We start from the raw sequence: 17,365 nt of genomic DNA, 5'->3' as shown, positions 1-17,365 counted from the left end.
ACAGTATTGTAACATATTGCGTTCTAGGTGTTTTGAGAATATGCTAGTTTTTTTCCGAATAATTACGTATTTGTTTTTGTAATGTCTGTATTTTGTTATGATGGGACACATAATGTTTGGAGTTGGGCACAAAATAATAACAATAATATTCAAAAAAACAGTCAAAAACCACCAAATTATTAAAATTTAGTGGTTTTTATTACATCATAATTAACATAGGTAAAATCATTGGCTTTCGAGCAGTCTCTTTGTACAAAAAGCGTGATAATTCATCAATAACAGCTTGACGAATATCTGATTCACTTGCGTTGGCATTGTTCATTACACGACGAATTGTACCGAAAATAACACGACGACCTTCATTGATTAAGTCGCCAGATTCACGCATATAAACGAACCCACGTGATAAAATATCTGGACCGGAAAGGATTTCCTTTTTGCTGAGATTGATGGTTGCAGTGACGACGACTAACCCATCTTGTGATAGCTTTTGACGATCATGTAAGACAACCGACCCAATATCACCGATTCCAGATCCATCAATATAGGTATCCTCACCTGGAAAATGACCTGCAACACGGGCATTTTCGCCATCTAATGCCAGAACGTCACCGTTTTCAAGGATGAAAGTGTGATCATCGGGAATATCTAATTCATGCGCTAAAGAAGCGTGAACTTTTAACATACGATATTCACCGTGAACAGGCATGAAAAACTTGGGCTTCATTAGTGCTAGCATCAACTTTTCTTCTTCTTGACCACCGTGACCAGAAGTGTGAATGTTATTGACTTTACCATAAATAACATTTGCGCCACCTTCTTCTAATTTATTAATAACAGCGTTGACAGAAGCGGTATTACCAGGAATGGGTGACGATGAAAATATGACATTATCTTTAGGCTTCAGGCGAATTTGTTTATGAGTACCTTCAGCAATTCGCGCTAATGCAGCCATTGGTTCACCTTGAGAACCAGTTGATAAAATCAAAAGTTCGTCATCAGGAATATGTTTAATGTCTGATTGCTCAACGAGCATGTCATCAGGAATATTGAGATAACCCAGTGCACGGCCGTTTGTCACGGCAGATTCCATAGAACGACCAAATACTGCAATTTTGCGACCACGCGCAATAGCGGCATCTGTTGCCATTCGTACACGATTCATATTTGAGGCAAAAGTAGCAAAGATAATACGACCATGTTCAATTTTGTCAAAAATACGATTAACAGACTTTGCTACCCAAGCTTCTGATTTTGTCCATTCTGGACGCTCAGCATTGGTTGAGTCACTCATCATGAGCAAAACACCATTTTCACCAATGCGTGCCATTGACCAAAGGTTAGGTGGCTGCTTAGTAGTTGGGGTGAGATCAAATTTAAAGTCACCAGTTTCCACAATTGTGCCAACTGGTGTGTGCACCGCAACACCAAACACATCGGGAATTGAGTGAGTTGTTCGGAAAAATTCGACACTCATTTTATCAAATTCTAATACGGAACCATCGGTAATTTCGTGTAACTCGACACGGTTAAGTAGTTGTTTCTCTTCGAGTTTGTTTTTGATGAGTGCCATGGCTAATGGGCCAGCATAAACTGGTACATTAACAGCTTGTAAAAAGTAGGCGATAGCACCGATATGGTCTTCGTGTCCGTGAGTGATTACCAGTGCCTTAACGCGATCGATATTATCCACTAGGTAAGTATAGTCTGGGATAACATAGTCGATACCAAGTAATTCGTCTTCGGGGAACTTAATGCCTGCGTCGACGACAATGATTTCATCTTGATACTCAATACCGTACGTATTTTTACCGATTTCGCCTAAACCGCCTAGCGCATAAACTGCGACTTCATTAGGTTTAATATCTACTGAATATGTCATTAGAATGTTGTGATTTCGAAGTGAGGGTAGGCCTTTTCGTATGTTACAGCCTTATCTGACAATTCTTCGATATACTCCACGTTGTATTGCGTGTTTTCCTCAATTAACTCACGCGCTTGAGGTAAACTTTCAGCCTCTAAATACAGTGACTGTGTTGTTTCGCGCTTTGGATTGCGCTCAGGGTGTTCTTGATAGTAAACTTTAAAAATCATAAATGCCTCCAAAAAATAGTATTTTAATTTGTCACGAACGAAAACCTTAACTACTAGTTTACCACATGGACTGATTTTAAGATACTTCACTTGATTATTAATACTATAATTGGTAAATTGGTGTAAGGGATAAACAAATGACGATAAAGACAATTGGCGTTTTTTTGGGATCACAATTCGGTAGCAATCCCCAATTTAAGATGCAAACACAAGCGCTTGGTAAACAAATAGCCGATCGTGGGCTGCACCTTGTATATGGTGGCGGAAAAGATGGGCTAATGGGGACCTTGGCGACGAGTGTTATGGCTAATCATGGTGAGGTTTTAGGTATTTCACCACGGAATTTGGCTGAGGATGCCATTGATGCAGATAAAATAACGCAATTGATTGAAGTAGAATCAATGACAGAGCGGAAACAGCTACTAATTGATTATTCAGATGTATTTGTTGTTTTACCAGGTGGTCTTGGTACATTAGAAGAATTAGCGCAAGTTATTAGCTGGGGCAAGTTAGGATTGCACCACAAGCCACTTATTTTGTACAATATCAACGGTTTTTATGATTATTTTGAAAAGTGGTTGGATCAAATGGTTGACGATCATTTTGTTAACACTAGCGACATGAAATGGGTGCATGTTTACGATAATCTCGAAGAAGTGATGGCCATGATTGACAGCATGTGAGGAAATAAAATGAAAAATTCAGATCTATTGAGTGAGTTTGTAAGTGTTTATATGTCAGCAATTAAAAATCTAGAAAAATTAATTTCACAACCAGCTAATCCGTATGGTGCATCATTTGAACAATGGTTAATCATGGCAGCTGTTTCCCAAAGTGAGGAACCCTTGACTATGACCGAAATCGCTAAAGATCGTGGTGTAACTAAGGGAGCAATTGCCCGGTAACTCAAACCATTGTTTGACCGAGGTTATTTAAACCAAGAAAAAGATCCAGATGACCGGCGCCGTGTGCTGTTAGTCTTAACGCCTAAAGGCGTCGAAGTTGAAGCAATTATTGCACAAAGTGTTCGCCAACGTTTCAATAAGTGGTTAGATATTTTTGGTATATCTGAAGGAAAAGAATTCTTAAAAACGCTTCGTCGCCTAGACGCATTGATTGTGCAGCCGGAGCTAAATAGCAAAAAAGATTGAAAATAACATGTAAATGTGGTAAAATTTTTACTTGTTTGAAATCCCTACTATTAAGAGGGGATTTCTGTTATAATAATCATATTACTGAATAAAGAGGATACTAATCATGGCAATCGGCATGAATGACTTAAAGACGGGTTTGACAATCGAATATTCAAACTCAATTTGGCGCGTTTTGGATTTTCAACACGTTAAGCCTGGAAAAGGTGGTGCCTTTGTACGTTCAAAGTTAAAGAATTTGCGTACTGGTGCAGTTAACGAAGTGACATTCCGACCAGGTGATAAGTTTGAACAAGCAGACATCACGACACGTCCAATGTCATATTTGTACGCTGAAAATGACGGTCGTGTGTTCATGGATGTTGAATCTTACGAACAAGTGAACATTCCTGATGAACATTTGACTAATGCTTTGAAGTTTTTGCTTGAAGGTATGGAAGTTAAGATCACAATGTACGGTAACGAAATTTTGGGAGCTGAATTACCATCAACTGTTCAATTGAAAGTTACTGAAACACAACCAGGTATCAAAGGTGCAACTGCTACCGGTTCAGGTAAGCCTGCAACAGTTGAAACTGGTGCTACAATCACAGTTCCTGACTTCGTTAACGAAGGTGAAACAATTATTGTTAATACTGAAGACGGTTCATATAAGGGCCGCGCGTGATTACAGTTTAGTTCGAATGAATTGTCTTTTGATAGCATTAAGCAAGTGATTAAGTCAAAACACAGTCGTTACGATTAAATGCAACTGTACACGGTAACCCTGAAAGTTCCCTTGTGGAACTTTTTATTTTAAATAGCTTGTCGAGGAGTAACTATGGCCAGAGAAATCAAGCAAGGCAAAACGGCAAATAAAAATTTATTGTTAGCAACTAAAAGTGATGTGTCAGGTACGACACAAGTAACACCTGAAGTTGTTGAAATTATCGCGCAAATTGCTGCTCAGGAAGTTAGCGGTGTTTATTCGATGCGTGGTAAATTATCTGATCGCTTTACAAGCGTTTTTGGTTCTAATGCGCGTGGTAAAGGTGTTGAATTACAACAAACGACTGATGGATTGGTGATTGATGCCTATGTTTTCGTACAATATGGCGTGGCGGTGCCAAAAGTTGCTTTGAATATTCAGAATGCTATCAAATCACAAATTGCATCTATGACGGATTTGCATGTTGAAAGAATCAATGTTCACGTCAGCGGTATTGTACCAGAAAAAGCGGACAGTGCAATTGATCCCAATAATTTATTTGGTGACGAGGTATCTAATTAATGGCAAGTTTAACGCGACATGAGTCTCGCCAAGCTGCATTTCAAATTCTTTTTGCACTTGAAAAGGATCCGCAAGACAGCAAAATTGATGATTTATACGACATTGTTTTGAATGGTAAAACATTTGATGATTATTTGCCAAGATTAATTAATGGTGTGTTGGGATCAAAAAATGACTTGGATGAGCAAATTTCGGCTCATTTAGCTGATGGTTGGGCAATAAACCGAATCAACAAAGCTGATCTCGTTATACTACGTTTAGCCATTTATGAACTAGTTTCAATCAAAGCAACACCATATAAGGTTGCCATCGATGAGGCAGTGGAATTAACTAAGACGTTCGCTGATGATGATGATCGTAAGTTTGTTAATGGTGTACTAAAAAACTTCGCACCAACTAATTAAACCGCAAAAAGCGGTTTTTTTATTGACGTAGAACCATGATATACTTAGTATTAGCTTAAATAATAATTTGGAGGCCAAAATGGCAATTTATGATCCAACCAAGACACCGGCAGATAGTTACGATACACATACACATTTAAATGATGATAAATTATATCATGATGTAGACGCCTATATTGGGCGGGCAAACGAATTTCGAGTAATGGAAATGAATATTGTTGGTTATGATGCAGTTGCTAATCAACGTGCTTTGTCAATTGCGCAGTCGCATGAAAATGTATACGCCGTTTTAGGATTTCAACCAGAAGATACAGATGGCTTTGACGAGACAGCAGCCACTACGTTGGCGGAGCAGTTGCAACAGGACAAAGTCGTGGGTGTTGGTGAGACAGGCTTAGATTATTATTGGGAAAGTACTTCTCATGAAACTCAGAAAGAAACTTTTTTGACGCATTTGGCATTAGCAAAAAAATATGATTTACCTGTTATCATTCATAATCGAGATGCGTTTGAGGATGTTTATCAAATTCTAAAAGCGTCTGGTGTCACAAAAGGTGTGATGCATAGCTTTTCAGGCACACCAGAACAGGCGCTAGCTTTTGTTGATCTGGGAATGTCAATTTCGTTTAGTGGTGTTGTTAGCTTTAAAAAAGCTCAAGAAGTACGAGACGCCGCAAAGGTTGTACCATTAGACCGTATTTTAGTTGAAACTGACGCGCCTTATTTGGCGCCTACGCCTTATCGTGGCAAAACTAACGAACCGGCTTTTGTTAAGTATGTCATTGATAGTCTAGCAGAAACGTTAGACATGTCTCCAAAGGCGTTATCTGATTTAACACGTCAAAATGCGCATCGCTTGTTTTTAAATCATGATTAATAGACAACGCATCAATGAAGTTATTATTGTTGAAGGTCGTTCAGATACGCAAAACATTGCTCGGGCGGTGATTGCTGATACGATTGAAACTGGCGGGAGTGCCGTTAATCAAGATGCAATTGATAGGGCAAAATTAGCTGCCAAACAGCGAGGCGTCATTATTTTTACCGATCCTGATTTTAATGGACAGCGGATTCGCCATATTATGTCAGAAGCTATTCCAACGGCTAAACAAGCATACATCACACAAGATCAAGCTCGTGCGAGTCATGATAATCCTCACAAATCATTAGGCATTGAACATGCTAGTCCGGACGACATTATAAATGCTTTGCGACATATCATAACACCACGCTTGACTGTATCAAGTGACATTGATCAATCATTTTTATTGCAACAAGGCCTTTTAAGTGGGCCAAATGCGCGTGAACGTCGGGTTGTGGTAGGCGAAAAGCTACACATTGGTTATACAAATGGCAAACAGTTGATTAAACGTTTAAATGCCTTTGGTATCAAACGTACACAGGTCGAAGAAGTGTTGAAAGGACAAATGCAAAGTGGGAAAAACAATTGATATTGCCAATCCAACAAGAACACAAGCAATTTTAAATGAATATGGATTAAGGGCTAAGAAAAAATTTGGGCAAAATTTTTTGACTGATCTAAATGTATTGCATGGTATTGTGGCAGCCTCTGACATTACAGCTGAGGACAATGTGATTGAAATTGGGCCCGGTATCGGGGCCCTAACAGAACAACTAGCTAAATCAGCAAAAAAAGTGGTTGCATTTGAAATTGATCCTCAAATGGTCGCAGTTCTTTCGGATACGTTGTCGCCATATCAGAATATTCACGTCATTGAAAATGACATTTTAAAGGTAGATTTAAAACGTGTAATCGCAGAAGAATTTGGTGAAAATGCCGATGTGAAAATTGTTGCCAATTTACCTTACTATATTACAACACCAATTTTGATGCAGTTATTGCGAGCGGATATTTCTTGGGATAATATCGTGGTCATGATGCAACGTGAGGTGGCAGATCGTTTAAATGCTCAGGTAGGTACAAAAGAATATGGCGTTTTAACTTTGACCATACAGTATTTTGCGACTGCACAGTTAGCAATTAAAGTGCCAGCAACGTCGTTTAATCCTGCGCCAAATGTTGATAGTGCGGTTGTTAAATTAACACCCTCGATTCCTGACACACCTGTTGAACAGCCAAACCAACTTTTTGGGGTCATTAAAGGTACTTTTTCGCATAGACGCAAGAGTTTGTGGAACAATTTATTGCAAACTTATGGCAAAGAAGCTGAAACAAAAACCAAATTAGAACAGGCTTTGCTAGAAGCCAATATTGAACCTTCAATCAGAGCGGAACGACTGGATTTAGCTAATTTTACTGAACTATACTTGGCATTACGCACACAAAAATTAGTGAAATAGCCGAATATTTATACTAAAAAAAGCTGAAATATTCAGTTATCCTTGCAAAAAAGGGTTATTTGTAGTATAATAAAATAAGCTTTTACACGAAAGGTGGTATAAAAATGCCAAGTAGTTTGCAAGAGATTAAGGTTCAACTCGATTCACATGTTGGACAAGAAGTAACCGTAGTTGCCCAAGCTGGTAGAAAAAAAATTACGGAACGGTCAGGCATTTTAAGATCAACATTTCCATCACTATTCGTTGTTGAATTAGATGAAGATGCTAATTTTGAGCGTGCTTCTTATAGCTATACTGACATATTAACAAAAAATATCGACATTACATTTGCTGATTAATTGCCCGATTGTGGGCTTTTTTTGTATCAACAAATGGTTTTTGTCTGTTTTAAATCGTGTTATTATAGTATAGTACGTCCTAAAAAATACAGATTGTCAGCAGATGATAGGCATCTGCAATATGAAATAAATCACTATGAACAAACAAGTAATTTATGCTATTTTAACGATTCTTTTAATTCCAATCGGGATTTTTTTAGTGTTCGCTAATATGGCTGGTGAAACAAGCGTGCCTGATAGTAAGCCGGTTGTAATCACTACTGATAATATCGCATACCAGCAGATTGCAAAGGCTATTGCTGGTAAGCATGGCAAAACCGAGCTGATTTCGAATGTCACTGACACAGCGCAAAAAGCAAAATTCAAAAAGTCCGAATTGATTATCACTGATACTCATGAAAGCCAGCTATTAACACGGGCCAAGCAATGGCGCTTATCCGCGAGATTAGTGATTGCCAGCGACTATATTACTGATGGTAAAAGCTACCGCAATATTTATTTGAGCCCTCAAACGACTTTGAACATGGCGACCAAGATCACGGATCAACTGAGTGATATGGACCCACGTAATCGCAATAGTTATGTTGCCAATAAGCAAAATCTTTTGACAAAAACGGCTAAATTAGCAACAATATTTCAGAATTTGAAAAAAAATAAAAATGTAACCTATTTAGCTACTAATCAATCGCAAGAATTAATGATGACGCAGTTGGGTTATCAATCTGCAAGTAATGATGTTGACAAGCTTGACGATGCTGCCATAAGGTCATTAGAGAAAAAAATGAGCGACAAAAAAATTGATTTTGTATTGACGGCGACACAGGATCAGACAAGTCATGATAAACGACTAATCACAGCAGCAAAAAAAGATAATATACCCGTTGTAACATTTAATCAGGTTTTACCGCAAGACACTTATATTTGGTCTTGGCAATTATCACAATTACGACTAATACAAAAGGCGCTTGCACAATGAATGCAATTATAGATACACACCAACTAACAATCCGTTATGGCGATAAGGCCATTGCGTCTGAAATAAACGTTGATGTGCCAGCAGGCAGTTTTTACGCCATTTTGGGCGAAAACGGTGCTGGTAAAACAACGTTTGTGAAAACTCTGATTGGACAACATCATAATTATGTTGGTAATTTGAAAGTTAACACACAGGCTATTGGCTTCGTACCACAGTTTAGAGATATTTCGAGAGATTATCCACTCAGTATTGCTGAATTTGTTGGTCTGGCTTTTAACCGTGGCTGGCATTTATTTAACAATCAATTAGAAAAATCGGCCATTCATGACGCACTGGAAAAGATGGACTTAGTCGATATTGCTGATCAACGACTGGGTTTGGTGTCTGGTGGGCAAAGGCAAAGAGCATTTGTCGCACAAGCCTTAGTTAAGCGGCCAGAACTACTGATATTAGATGAATCAACAGCCAGTTTAGACCATGAACACAAGATACAATTGTTGACAACAATTGTACGGCTACAAAAAGAAACTGGATTAACTGTTTTATTCATCACACATGAGTTGAATTTAGTTGCTGACTTTGCTGATGGCTTTTTATTTTTTGCTAATGGTAGCGTAACGCAAGGAAATGCTCAAGCGTTAAAAAAACTAACTGTTGATATGACAGTTACACATCCTGAGAATGAGGTTCATTATGTTTGAGTATAGTTTTATGCAGAATGCTTTTGTCGCTGGTACAATTGTCAGTATTGTTGCTGGTGTTATTGGCACATTTGTGGTTGCCCGAAATTACGCTTTTTTAACCCATTCTCTCAGTGAAATTGGATTTGCCGGCGCTGCTTTTGGTCTGTGGATTGGATGGCCGGCTTTATTAGGCATGATGTTAACAACAGTTGCCTCGTCAGTTGCTATTGGTGCATTGGAGTCAACATATACTAAACGTGACAATGTGACAAGTGCCATTTCTGCATTAGCGATTGGCTTAGGTATTTTATTTCTAGCATTGGGGCACACGTCATCGAGCGCTGCAACAGGCATTTTATTTGGTTCAGTTTTAGGAATTAGTCATCGTGATTTGTATCTATTGTTGATGCTGGCTGCGGTTGTCTTAGTAACACTGTTATTTAATTACCGAACACTACGTCAGTTGTCTTTTGATGAACAGGGGATGTTCATGCAAACACAACGACAACAAGGGGTACGTTATGTATTTCTTGTCATGATTGCTTTGTCTGTTAGTATTTCATCTCAATTGGTAGGTTCGCTGTTAATATTTGTTTTGGTCACTTTACCAGCCGCCAGTGCAAAATACTATGCCACCACTACCGTACAACTAATGGGAATGGCAATCATTTTTGCGTTGTTTGGAACTTGGGTGGGTTTGAGTATCGCCTATCTAACAGAACTGCCCACAAGTTTTTTTATCGCAATTATTGAGGTCTTGATCTATTTAGGATCTGTATGGCAGTTTAAACGGAAGGCTTAATTTCCGAACTATTACTGGAAAACAATGCTATAATTATAGGTAATTATTAATAAAATTCAAGGAGGAAACGGACTAGTCTAGTACTTGAGTCCGTCACATATTATGAAAACACGTCGCTCAGATCGTTTGGTCGATATGGCGCGCTACATGCTTGAGCGCCCACGCAAGCTAATCTCACTATCTTATTTTGCTAAACGCTATGAATCTGCTAAGTCATCTATTTCTGAGGATTTATCCATTCTTAAAAGGACTTTTCAAGAGCGAGGCACTGGTTTGCTTGAAACAGTGCCTGGTGCTGCCGGAGGAGCACGTTTTGTGCCTTCAATGTCTGAAGCAGAAGCTAAAACATTTATTGAAGAAATAAGACAATTGGTCAACGATGAAACACGTGTTTTGCCTGGTGGGTATGTGTATTTGTCTGATTTGTTGGGAAGACCAGACATTCTACGTCAAGCTGGTCGTTTGATTGCGACACAGTATCTTCGCGATGATATTGATGCTGTTATGACAGCAGCCACAAAGGGTGTGCCACTAGCTCAAGCGGTTGCTGAACAGCTTAATGTACCATTTGTGATTGTGCGTGATGATGCCAAAGTTACGGAAGGACCAACAGTTTCTGTTAATTATTTGACTGGTTCTTCAAAGCGGGTTGAAAAAATGGAATTATCTCGTCGCTCGCTCAGAACTGGTTCGCGTGTTTTGGTGGTTGATGACTTCATGAAAGCCGGTGGAACAATTCAAGGGATGCAGACATTGGTCGGAGAATTCGACGGCACAGTTGTTGGTACAGCTGTTTTTGCTGAAGGTCGCTCAACTACAAGATTGTTAGATCATTTTACGTCATTATTGCATGTTGATACTAATCTAAAAAATGGCGACCCAATTCTAGTAACGGCGGGTAACTATTTAGAAGAAATCTATAGTCATAAGGATTAATTTGAACATGAGTAAAGATGAGATTAATGTACTAATACTAGCTGCTGGACAAGGTTCACGTATGAAATCTACCACGCCCAAAGTATTGCATCGGGTGGCAGGACAGACGATGATTGATTGGGTACTTGAGTCTGTCTCAGGACTGCATGCTAGTCAATTAATAACAGTAATTGGTGTCGGTGCGCAGCGCGTGCAAGAACATGTTGGTAATCGTAGTAAATTTGTTTTGCAAACGGAGCAATTGGGTACGGGTCACGCAGTGCAACAAGCACAAACAGAATTAAGAGATAGTGACGGTGTGACATTAATTATGTCAGGTGATACACCGCTGTTTCGTCGCGAAACGCTCTCAGAATTGGTCGTCGAGCATCAGCATAGCAATAATGCCGTGACCGTATTGACGGCAATTGCAGATGATCCAACTGGCTACGGCCGAATCGTGCGTGGTGATGACAATACTGTTGTTAAAATTGTTGAACAAAAAGATGCCAGTGTAACAGAACGACATATTAAAGAAATTAACACTGGTGTTTATGTTTTTAACAATCAATTATTGTTTGATGCTTTGTCAAAAGTAAAAAATAATAACGCCCAAGGGGAATATTATTTACCAGACACATTAGACATTTTGCGACATGATGGTCAGCAAATCGGCGCACACACTTTACATGATTTTACAGAGTCATTGGGTGTGAATGATCGTGTCGCTTTAGCTTCTGCTAATCAAATTATGCATGACCGTATTAATCATGATTTAATGGTTACAGGTGTTGAATTAATTGATCCTACGAGTACTTACATTGATAAAACAGTGAAAATTGCTGCAGATACAGTGATAGAGGGTGGCGTGACAATTCTAGGAGACACAGTTATTGGAACGCGGAACCTAATTACCCAAGGGTCACGAATTGAAAATAGCATTACTGGTGACAGTAATGTCATTACTGCCTCTCATTTGGAATCAGCGCGATTGGCAAATGGTGTTACTATTGGGCCATACGCTCATTTAAGACCACAAGCTGATTTGGCTGACAATGTTCATGTCGGTAACTTCGTTGAAGTGAAAGATGCTAAATTAGGACGCGGTACAAAGTCCGGTCATTTAACGTATATTGGCAATGCCACAGTTGGTGAAGATGTCAACATTGGTGCAGGAACAGTTTTTGTCAACTATGATGGTGTCAATAAGTTCTACACGTCAGTGGGAAATCATGCATTTATTGGATCAAACACAAAAATAGTAGCGCCTGTAACGATAGCCGATGAGGCGATTACTGCAGCGGGTTCAACAATTACAGAAGATGTCCCAAAACATGCAATGGCTATTGCGCGTGAAAGGCAGACGAATAAAGCTGATTTTTGGGCACGCATGCCACACAAACAATAAAAAAGAGCTCATGAGCTCTTTTTTATTTGAAATACTCCCTCAAAATATAAACTTTTGTGATTATTAGGTAATACATGAAGATAATTGAAGTATCTCGTTTTGACATAAAATGAATTTTAATCAGTAAATTGAGTAGATATGTTAATATTATACATGAGGAAATTTTATGCAAATAACAGGTGAACGTGCGTTGGCTAACATTGCTGATGCAACATTTTATAACAAATCAATAACTGTCGAAGATGGACAAACTGTGCCAATTGATGAGCTTATGAGCGAGTTAGCTCAGCATGTAGCTGATGAAAACTTTATGCAAATTACACTTAACATTAATGGCGGGATCGAAGCAGCTGGGACAACACTAAGTGTTGAAACAAATGTTATCAACTTACCTTTGCGTTATCAAAATCAGTTACGAAAAATGATTTTGCCAGACAGTGAAGCACTTGGTGTTAATCTATACATGATTGCTGAAAATCCATTTGTTAGTCAGTCAAAACTGAAAATTGCGTTAGTGAGTTCGGTTTCAACTTATGAGGATGATACTGACAGTGCACAGGCAAAGATTGCAAGTTGGTTTGATGAACAGTTAGCACATATTGTCTCAGAGCAAGCATCTGCAGAAACAGAAGCCCAAGCTGATGTTGAAATATAAACGGTGTCAGTCCACTATGGCGACTTCAGCCACAACTCGTCCAGTTTGCTCATTGTGACGATAAGTAAAGTCGAGAATATGATCGGCAACATTAAATTTTACACTGATAAGTTGCCCAAGGCTGTATGTCTCAATCACATAAGCAGCTAATGCTTTTTTGTCTTTGAAATCAGTATTTGAAACGAACAAATCATCTAAACTAGTGTTTTTAGGTGCAATGTGATGGTGGATGAAATGTTGCGTTATTTTAGTTATTTTTATCATGCCTATAAGTATAACGATTTCATAACTAACTGTAAATATTGCAGCATTAAGGACTTAAGATGATCATCTTAAGTTGACTATCATGAACATATTTGGTATCATTGAATTATGCGATGAGTCGAAGCGCTTGAAGAATTAGCGCCGAAGGCGGTCTGCCGTGTTAAGTCACAAATCTCGTATAGATGCAGATGATGAGTGTGTTGTGGAACTATCTCATCTCACCATGACTAACAGTGTTAACACTGAGGTGACGCGACTTTATTATTAGTGTGACAACTAGTAATCGCCCGTCAGAGCGCATCTGGCATGCCAAACTAAACAACTAGCCTTCAGGTTAGTTGTTTTTTTATGCATTTTTTCAGGTATAATTATTATATATAATCACTATGCACAATCGAGAGGTACCATGTCAGAAACAAATAATAAATATTTAACAGTAGCAGCGCTTTCTGCGTATTTAAAACGCAAGTTTGATGCGGATCCTTATCTCGCAAAAGTCTATGTTACAGGTGAGATTTCCAACATGGGACGACGACGTGGCCCGCATCTCTATTTCTCAATCAAAGATTCTGAGGGGAATGCGGTCATCAGTGCTTCCATGTTTGGTTATCAGAAGCGAATCAAATTTCAGCCTGAAGAGGGCATGAAAATTAACGCTGTGGGTCGTGTGGAACTTTATGAACCACGTGGTTCGTATTCCTTAATTTTGGAGTCAATGTCACCAGACGGTGTGGGAGAATTATTTTTAGCCTATGAACAATTGAAGAAACGATTGCAGGCAGAAGGATTATTTGATTTACCTAAAAAAGATATTCCATTATTTCCTAAAAAAATAGCAGTCGTCACATCACCGACTGGTGCAGTTATTGAAGACATTGCCCGTACAGTACAACGTCGATTTCCCACAGCACAAGTTATTTTATTTCCAGCAGTAGTGCAGGGAGATAAAGCTGCGCCAACAATTATTCGGCAGCTTAACAGAATTGATGATATGGCATTTGACACTATTATTGTGGGTCGTGGTGGTGGTTCCATTGAGGATTTGTGGGCCTTTAATGATGAACAGCTAGCACGTACTATTGCCGCACTTAAAACACCAGTTATTAGTTCTGTTGGACACGAGACAGATAATACGCTGGCTGACTTTGTGGCAGATCGCCGTGCGGCAACACCGACAGCGGCGGCTGAACTATCAACGCCCATTACACTTGCACAAATACAATCTCGATTACAAGAATTACAAGTACGCCAGTTGACAAGAATACAGCAAATCATCACCACCCAAAAGCAACGTTTAACTAGGATGACTGATCATGTCCTTTTCAAACAACCAGATCGATTATATACAGGATATAATCAACGTGTCGATCAAGCAGCTAGGTCATTAGTGCGACTCACGCATCAACGACTAACTAATGCACAACACGACTACACCACGATTGTGCAAAGACAGCAACAACTTCAAAAACATTTATTGCAACCGGCCCAAGAAAGGTTGCAGCTATTGAGTGCCAAGTTAGATCTTGTAAGCCCATTGAAAATTTTGACGCGTGGTTATACGATTGTGACTCAAAATGAAAAAGTAGTTCGGAGTGTAACGTTATTAGATAAAAACGATGAAATCAATGTACGCTTTGCTGACGGTAGTGTAGTTGCAAATATAACAGGAGTAAAACATGAGTGAACAATTGACATTTGAAGAAAAATTACAACAATTAGAAACAATCGTAAGTCAACTAGAAAAAGGTGATCGACCATTAGAAACTGCCTTGGTTGATTTTCAAACTGGTGTTGGTTTGGTTAAAGATTTGCAAAAAACGCTAAAAAATGCTGAAGAAACATTAGCTAAAGTAATGGATGATAATGGGGAATTATCGGATTTGGAATTAACAAATGACTAATTTAAAGGGATTTCAAAATGAATGGTTGCCAAAAATTAATGCGCAACTGGAAAATGACTTATCTCAAGCTAGCTCAGATGATGATTTAGTTGCGATGATGAAATATGCTGTGTTGAATGGTGGCAAACGTTTGAGACCATTAATAACCTTGATTGTTATAGATAGCTTTGAACAATTGATAACACCTAGCCAACTCAAAATTGCGACGGCAGTGGAATGGGTTCACTCATATTCATTAGTGCATGATGATCTACCGGCAATGGATAATGATTTGATAAGACGAGGTAAACCTAGTGTGCATGCCTTGTATGGCGAGGCAAATGCTATTTTGGTAGGGGATGCTTTGTTAACAGGTGCATTCAGCGTCATTCCGCGGGCGTTGACAGTGTCTGGCGCACCCACGATGGCGTCAATTGTGTCAATTACGCAGTATTTATCGGAAGCGGCAGGGGCAGATGGTATGGTGCTTGGCCAAATACATGATATGCAAAATCATGATGGTGCTGAGAGTGATTTTGACCAAGAAAGTCTATTATCATTAATTTATCAACCTAAAACCGCGGCTTTATTGCGTTACGCTGCGCAAGCAGGCGCGCTTTTGGTTAAAGGTAGCGCAAATGATGAGACTTTTAATCCTGACTTAGTAACGAAAATAGCTGACTTTGGAGAAAAGCTTGGATTGGCCTTTCAAATTCAGGATGATCTGGATGATTTTCAGCAAGATACAACTGAATCAGTCAATGCGTTACCACATCTAGTAGGTGTTAACGCAGCTGAGAGAATACGCGATAATTATCTGAATGATGCCCAGACGATTTTGAATGACATTGCACGGGAGAATCATCGTTTTCACCCAGAGTTGTTATCAGAATTAATCACTTTTATTGGAGATAAATCATGAGTGTTGATAAAGAACGTGTCGATGTATTATTAGTCCAACAAGGCCTCTTTGAGTCGCGCGAACAGGCAAAGCGTGCTGTTATGGCTGGCGAAATTCTTGGCGAAAATGAAGAACGTTTAGATAAAGCTGGACAAAAAATACCAGTGACAACTGAATTACATTTTAAGGGTGAGAAACTCAAGTATGTATCCCGAGGTGGTCTAAAATTAGAAAAAGCTTTGAACACCTATGAATTATCTGTAAAAGATAAGATTGTATTGGATATCGGTTCATCAACTGGTGGTTTCACGGATGTTGCGTTGCAAAATGGCGCTAAATTAGTTTATGCTTTGGACGTTGGTACAAATCAGTTGGTGTGGAAATTACGTCGTGATGCGCGTGTTAAAGTAATGGAGAATACCAACTTTCGTTATGCCAAACTAACTGATTTTACATTTGGGCAACCAACTTTTGCTACAATTGACGTTTCCTTTATTTCGTTGGGACTCATTTTACCACCTCTTGCTGACATTATTGCGAAGAACGGTCATGTTGTCGCACTCATTAAACCGCAATTTGAGGCTGGCCGTGAGCACGTGGGCAAAAATGGTATTATCAAGGACCCAGCAGTTCATCGCGAAGTGTTAAATCAGACAATTAACATGATGGTGCGTGAAGGATTTGCAGTTGAACAATTGACTTTTTCACCAATTAAGGGTGGTCAGGGAAATATCGAGTTTTTAGCTGTATTACAACGCGTAGAAGACCCAAAGATAGCTGATGATATTGATGTTGATCAACTGTTGACATCAACCTACCAACAGCTAAATCACACAGGAGATGCCAATGAATAAAAAAGCTCGCCAAAAAGCATTGGTTCAACTCATTCAAGAACATGCTATCGGTCGTCAAGAGGATATTGTTGCTCACTTTGAAACGTTAGGAGAAATGGTCACACAAGCGACTATTTCGCGTGATATTAATGAATTAGGGTTGATTAAGGTGCCAAATTCACATGGTGGTTTTTTATATCACTTGCCGAAACAAGATGATCGTCCTCATTTGCAACGATTACGTCGTATACTACAACAAGCTTTTTTAAGCCAAAGTGCGCAGCGTGGCATGGTCATGATAAAAGTACAACCCGGAAATGGCCAGTTGGTAGCCAATTTATTTGAACAGGTTCAGTTTCCAGAAATATTTGGAACTTTAAGCGATGATGGTTCTGTCCTCGTATTATTAAAGGACGGGGTGCCATCAATCCAAGTTACCAGCATGGTTCAAAAATTATTAGAAAAATAG

The 17,365-nt window shown here is 39.1% G+C and carries 24 protein-coding genes; 21 read left to right on the top strand and 3 right to left on the bottom strand.

Annotation, left to right across the window (positions count from 1 at the left end):
* Positions 1 to 199: 199 nt before the first annotated feature.
* Both rnjA and IEU71_RS04745 read right to left on the bottom strand, forming a co-directional pair.
* Positions 200 to 1,882, bottom strand: coding sequence for a ribonuclease J1 (gene rnjA / locus IEU71_RS04750; RefSeq protein ID WP_036068050.1), 1,683 nt, complete (start codon positions 1,880 to 1,882; stop codon positions 200 to 202).
* Positions 1,882 to 2,094, bottom strand: coding sequence for a DNA-dependent RNA polymerase subunit epsilon (locus IEU71_RS04745; RefSeq protein WP_010275590.1), 213 nt, complete (start codon positions 2,092 to 2,094; stop codon positions 1,882 to 1,884). Before IEU71_RS04745 ends, rnjA begins: the two co-directional genes overlap by 1 nt.
* 137 nt (positions 2,095 to 2,231) lie before the next feature.
* On the opposite strand from IEU71_RS04745, the gene IEU71_RS04740 reads away from it, so the two are divergent.
* From IEU71_RS04740 to IEU71_RS04670, 16 genes are all read left to right on the top strand, one after another.
* Positions 2,232 to 2,777 (top strand): LOG family protein, encoded by a 546-nt coding sequence (locus tag IEU71_RS04740; RefSeq protein ID WP_036068048.1) that lies wholly within the window; start codon positions 2,232 to 2,234, stop codon positions 2,775 to 2,777.
* A 9-nt stretch (positions 2,778 to 2,786) separates the two neighbouring features.
* Complete coding sequence (locus tag IEU71_RS10280; protein ID WP_308738282.1) at positions 2,787 to 2,999, top strand: winged helix DNA-binding protein; 213 nt, start codon at positions 2,787 to 2,789, stop codon at positions 2,997 to 2,999.
* A 9-nt stretch (positions 3,000 to 3,008) separates the two neighbouring features.
* On the top strand, positions 3,009 to 3,245 hold the full coding sequence (locus IEU71_RS10275) for a MarR family winged helix-turn-helix transcriptional regulator (protein WP_308738281.1): 237 nt from the start codon (positions 3,009 to 3,011) through the stop codon (positions 3,243 to 3,245).
* A gap of 106 nt (positions 3,246 to 3,351) precedes the next feature.
* Positions 3,352 to 3,912, top strand: a complete 561-nt coding sequence (gene efp, locus IEU71_RS04730; RefSeq protein ID WP_036068044.1) for an elongation factor P — start codon at positions 3,352 to 3,354, stop codon at positions 3,910 to 3,912.
* A 153-nt stretch (positions 3,913 to 4,065) separates the two neighbouring features.
* Complete coding sequence (locus IEU71_RS04725; protein WP_036068040.1) at positions 4,066 to 4,515, top strand: Asp23/Gls24 family envelope stress response protein; 450 nt, start codon at positions 4,066 to 4,068, stop codon at positions 4,513 to 4,515.
* Positions 4,515 to 4,919: a transcription antitermination factor NusB gene (nusB, locus tag IEU71_RS04720; RefSeq protein WP_010275609.1), complete on the top strand. Its 405-nt coding sequence runs from the start codon at positions 4,515 to 4,517 to the stop codon at positions 4,917 to 4,919. Before IEU71_RS04725 ends, nusB begins: the two co-directional genes overlap by 1 nt.
* Before the next feature lie 79 nt (positions 4,920 to 4,998).
* Positions 4,999 to 5,796 carry a TatD family hydrolase gene (locus tag IEU71_RS04715; protein ID WP_036068037.1) on the top strand — a complete coding sequence of 266 codons (798 nt, stop codon included), beginning with the start codon at positions 4,999 to 5,001 and terminating at the stop codon, positions 5,794 to 5,796.
* On the top strand, positions 5,789 to 6,370 hold the full coding sequence (gene rnmV / locus IEU71_RS04710; RefSeq protein ID WP_036068034.1) for a ribonuclease M5: 582 nt from the start codon (positions 5,789 to 5,791) through the stop codon (positions 6,368 to 6,370). The genes IEU71_RS04715 and rnmV overlap by 8 nt, the downstream gene beginning before the upstream one ends.
* On the top strand, positions 6,354 to 7,241 hold the full coding sequence (gene rsmA, locus IEU71_RS04705) for a 16S rRNA (adenine(1518)-N(6)/adenine(1519)-N(6))-dimethyltransferase RsmA (protein ID WP_036068031.1): 888 nt from the start codon (positions 6,354 to 6,356) through the stop codon (positions 7,239 to 7,241). The genes rnmV and rsmA overlap by 17 nt, the downstream gene beginning before the upstream one ends.
* Before the next feature lie 104 nt (positions 7,242 to 7,345).
* A complete protein-coding gene (locus tag IEU71_RS04700) occupies positions 7,346 to 7,579 on the top strand; it encodes a Veg family protein (protein ID WP_010275621.1) in 234 nt (77 codons plus the stop codon).
* Between the two features lie 136 nt (positions 7,580 to 7,715).
* Complete coding sequence (locus IEU71_RS04695; RefSeq protein WP_036068030.1) at positions 7,716 to 8,555, top strand: metal ABC transporter solute-binding protein, Zn/Mn family; 840 nt, start codon at positions 7,716 to 7,718, stop codon at positions 8,553 to 8,555.
* Positions 8,552 to 9,256, top strand: coding sequence for an ATP-binding cassette domain-containing protein (locus tag IEU71_RS04690; protein ID WP_036068028.1), 705 nt, complete (start codon positions 8,552 to 8,554; stop codon positions 9,254 to 9,256). Before IEU71_RS04695 ends, IEU71_RS04690 begins: the two co-directional genes overlap by 4 nt.
* Complete coding sequence (locus IEU71_RS04685; protein ID WP_036068027.1) at positions 9,249 to 10,040, top strand: metal ABC transporter permease; 792 nt, start codon at positions 9,249 to 9,251, stop codon at positions 10,038 to 10,040. The genes IEU71_RS04690 and IEU71_RS04685 overlap by 8 nt, the downstream gene beginning before the upstream one ends.
* 102 nt (positions 10,041 to 10,142) lie before the next feature.
* Positions 10,143 to 10,976, top strand: a complete 834-nt coding sequence (purR, locus tag IEU71_RS04680) for a pur operon repressor (RefSeq protein ID WP_010275630.1) — start codon at positions 10,143 to 10,145, stop codon at positions 10,974 to 10,976.
* 7 nt (positions 10,977 to 10,983) lie between these two features.
* Positions 10,984 to 12,363, top strand: coding sequence for a bifunctional UDP-N-acetylglucosamine diphosphorylase/glucosamine-1-phosphate N-acetyltransferase GlmU (glmU, locus tag IEU71_RS04675; RefSeq protein ID WP_036068022.1), 1,380 nt, complete (start codon positions 10,984 to 10,986; stop codon positions 12,361 to 12,363).
* Between the two features lie 166 nt (positions 12,364 to 12,529).
* Complete coding sequence (locus tag IEU71_RS04670; protein ID WP_036068019.1) at positions 12,530 to 13,018, top strand: hypothetical protein; 489 nt, start codon at positions 12,530 to 12,532, stop codon at positions 13,016 to 13,018.
* Positions 13,019 to 13,024: 6 nt separating this feature from the next.
* Here IEU71_RS04670 and IEU71_RS04665 read toward each other — a convergent pair whose 3' ends face one another.
* Positions 13,025 to 13,282, bottom strand: a complete 258-nt coding sequence (locus IEU71_RS04665; RefSeq protein ID WP_036068017.1) for a hypothetical protein — start codon at positions 13,280 to 13,282, stop codon at positions 13,025 to 13,027.
* A gap of 406 nt (positions 13,283 to 13,688) precedes the next feature.
* Here IEU71_RS04665 and xseA point away from each other — a divergent pair, with 406 nt between their 5' ends.
* From xseA to IEU71_RS04640, 5 genes are read left to right on the top strand one after another with little or no spacing between them, the layout of a single operon-like run.
* Complete coding sequence (gene xseA, locus IEU71_RS04660; RefSeq protein ID WP_036068015.1) at positions 13,689 to 14,966, top strand: exodeoxyribonuclease VII large subunit; 1,278 nt, start codon at positions 13,689 to 13,691, stop codon at positions 14,964 to 14,966.
* Positions 14,959 to 15,183, top strand: coding sequence for an exodeoxyribonuclease VII small subunit (locus tag IEU71_RS04655; RefSeq protein ID WP_036068013.1), 225 nt, complete (start codon positions 14,959 to 14,961; stop codon positions 15,181 to 15,183). The genes xseA and IEU71_RS04655 overlap by 8 nt, the downstream gene beginning before the upstream one ends.
* On the top strand, positions 15,176 to 16,084 hold the full coding sequence (locus IEU71_RS04650) for a polyprenyl synthetase family protein (protein WP_036068011.1): 909 nt from the start codon (positions 15,176 to 15,178) through the stop codon (positions 16,082 to 16,084). Before IEU71_RS04655 ends, IEU71_RS04650 begins: the two co-directional genes overlap by 8 nt.
* A complete protein-coding gene (locus IEU71_RS04645) occupies positions 16,081 to 16,917 on the top strand; it encodes a TlyA family RNA methyltransferase (RefSeq protein WP_181809845.1) in 837 nt (278 codons plus the stop codon). Before IEU71_RS04650 ends, IEU71_RS04645 begins: the two co-directional genes overlap by 4 nt.
* Positions 16,910 to 17,365, top strand: coding sequence for an arginine repressor (locus tag IEU71_RS04640; protein WP_036068007.1), 456 nt, complete (start codon positions 16,910 to 16,912; stop codon positions 17,363 to 17,365). Before IEU71_RS04645 ends, IEU71_RS04640 begins: the two co-directional genes overlap by 8 nt.

The sequence above is a fragment of the Leuconostoc falkenbergense genome, assembly GCF_014634805.1.
Classification (GTDB): domain Bacteria; phylum Bacillota; class Bacilli; order Lactobacillales; family Lactobacillaceae; genus Leuconostoc; species Leuconostoc falkenbergense.
The sequence above is the reverse complement of the archived record's forward strand: the minus strand, read 5'-3'. Positions and strand labels throughout refer to the sequence as shown.

Coding starts and splice junctions, on each gene's coding strand:
- IEU71_RS04670 (WP_036068019.1), top strand. CDS start 12,530: ATGCAAATAACAGGTGAACGTGCGTTGGCTAACATTGCTGATGCAACA.
- IEU71_RS04665 (WP_036068017.1), bottom strand. CDS start 13,282: ATGATAAAAATAACTAAAATAACGCAACATTTCATCCACCATCACATT.
- IEU71_RS04700 (WP_010275621.1), top strand. CDS start 7,346: ATGCCAAGTAGTTTGCAAGAGATTAAGGTTCAACTCGATTCACATGTT.
- IEU71_RS04695 (WP_036068030.1), top strand. CDS start 7,716: ATGAACAAACAAGTAATTTATGCTATTTTAACGATTCTTTTAATTCCA.
- IEU71_RS10280 (WP_308738282.1), top strand. CDS start 2,787: ATGAAAAATTCAGATCTATTGAGTGAGTTTGTAAGTGTTTATATGTCA.
- IEU71_RS04745 (WP_010275590.1), bottom strand. CDS start 2,094: ATGATTTTTAAAGTTTACTATCAAGAACACCCTGAGCGCAATCCAAAG.
- nusB (WP_010275609.1), top strand. CDS start 4,515: ATGGCAAGTTTAACGCGACATGAGTCTCGCCAAGCTGCATTTCAAATT.
- IEU71_RS04650 (WP_036068011.1), top strand. CDS start 15,176: ATGACTAATTTAAAGGGATTTCAAAATGAATGGTTGCCAAAAATTAAT.
- purR (WP_010275630.1), top strand. CDS start 10,143: ATGAAAACACGTCGCTCAGATCGTTTGGTCGATATGGCGCGCTACATG.
- rnjA (WP_036068050.1), bottom strand. CDS start 1,882: ATGACATATTCAGTAGATATTAAACCTAATGAAGTCGCAGTTTATGCG.
- glmU (WP_036068022.1), top strand. CDS start 10,984: ATGAGTAAAGATGAGATTAATGTACTAATACTAGCTGCTGGACAAGGT.
- IEU71_RS04640 (WP_036068007.1), top strand. CDS start 16,910: ATGAATAAAAAAGCTCGCCAAAAAGCATTGGTTCAACTCATTCAAGAA.
- rnmV (WP_036068034.1), top strand. CDS start 5,789: ATGATTAATAGACAACGCATCAATGAAGTTATTATTGTTGAAGGTCGT.
- IEU71_RS04725 (WP_036068040.1), top strand. CDS start 4,066: ATGGCCAGAGAAATCAAGCAAGGCAAAACGGCAAATAAAAATTTATTG.
- IEU71_RS04690 (WP_036068028.1), top strand. CDS start 8,552: ATGAATGCAATTATAGATACACACCAACTAACAATCCGTTATGGCGAT.
- IEU71_RS04645 (WP_181809845.1), top strand. CDS start 16,081: ATGAGTGTTGATAAAGAACGTGTCGATGTATTATTAGTCCAACAAGGC.
- xseA (WP_036068015.1), top strand. CDS start 13,689: ATGTCAGAAACAAATAATAAATATTTAACAGTAGCAGCGCTTTCTGCG.
- efp (WP_036068044.1), top strand. CDS start 3,352: ATGGCAATCGGCATGAATGACTTAAAGACGGGTTTGACAATCGAATAT.
- IEU71_RS04740 (WP_036068048.1), top strand. CDS start 2,232: ATGACGATAAAGACAATTGGCGTTTTTTTGGGATCACAATTCGGTAGC.
- IEU71_RS04715 (WP_036068037.1), top strand. CDS start 4,999: ATGGCAATTTATGATCCAACCAAGACACCGGCAGATAGTTACGATACA.
- IEU71_RS04655 (WP_036068013.1), top strand. CDS start 14,959: ATGAGTGAACAATTGACATTTGAAGAAAAATTACAACAATTAGAAACA.
- IEU71_RS04685 (WP_036068027.1), top strand. CDS start 9,249: ATGTTTGAGTATAGTTTTATGCAGAATGCTTTTGTCGCTGGTACAATT.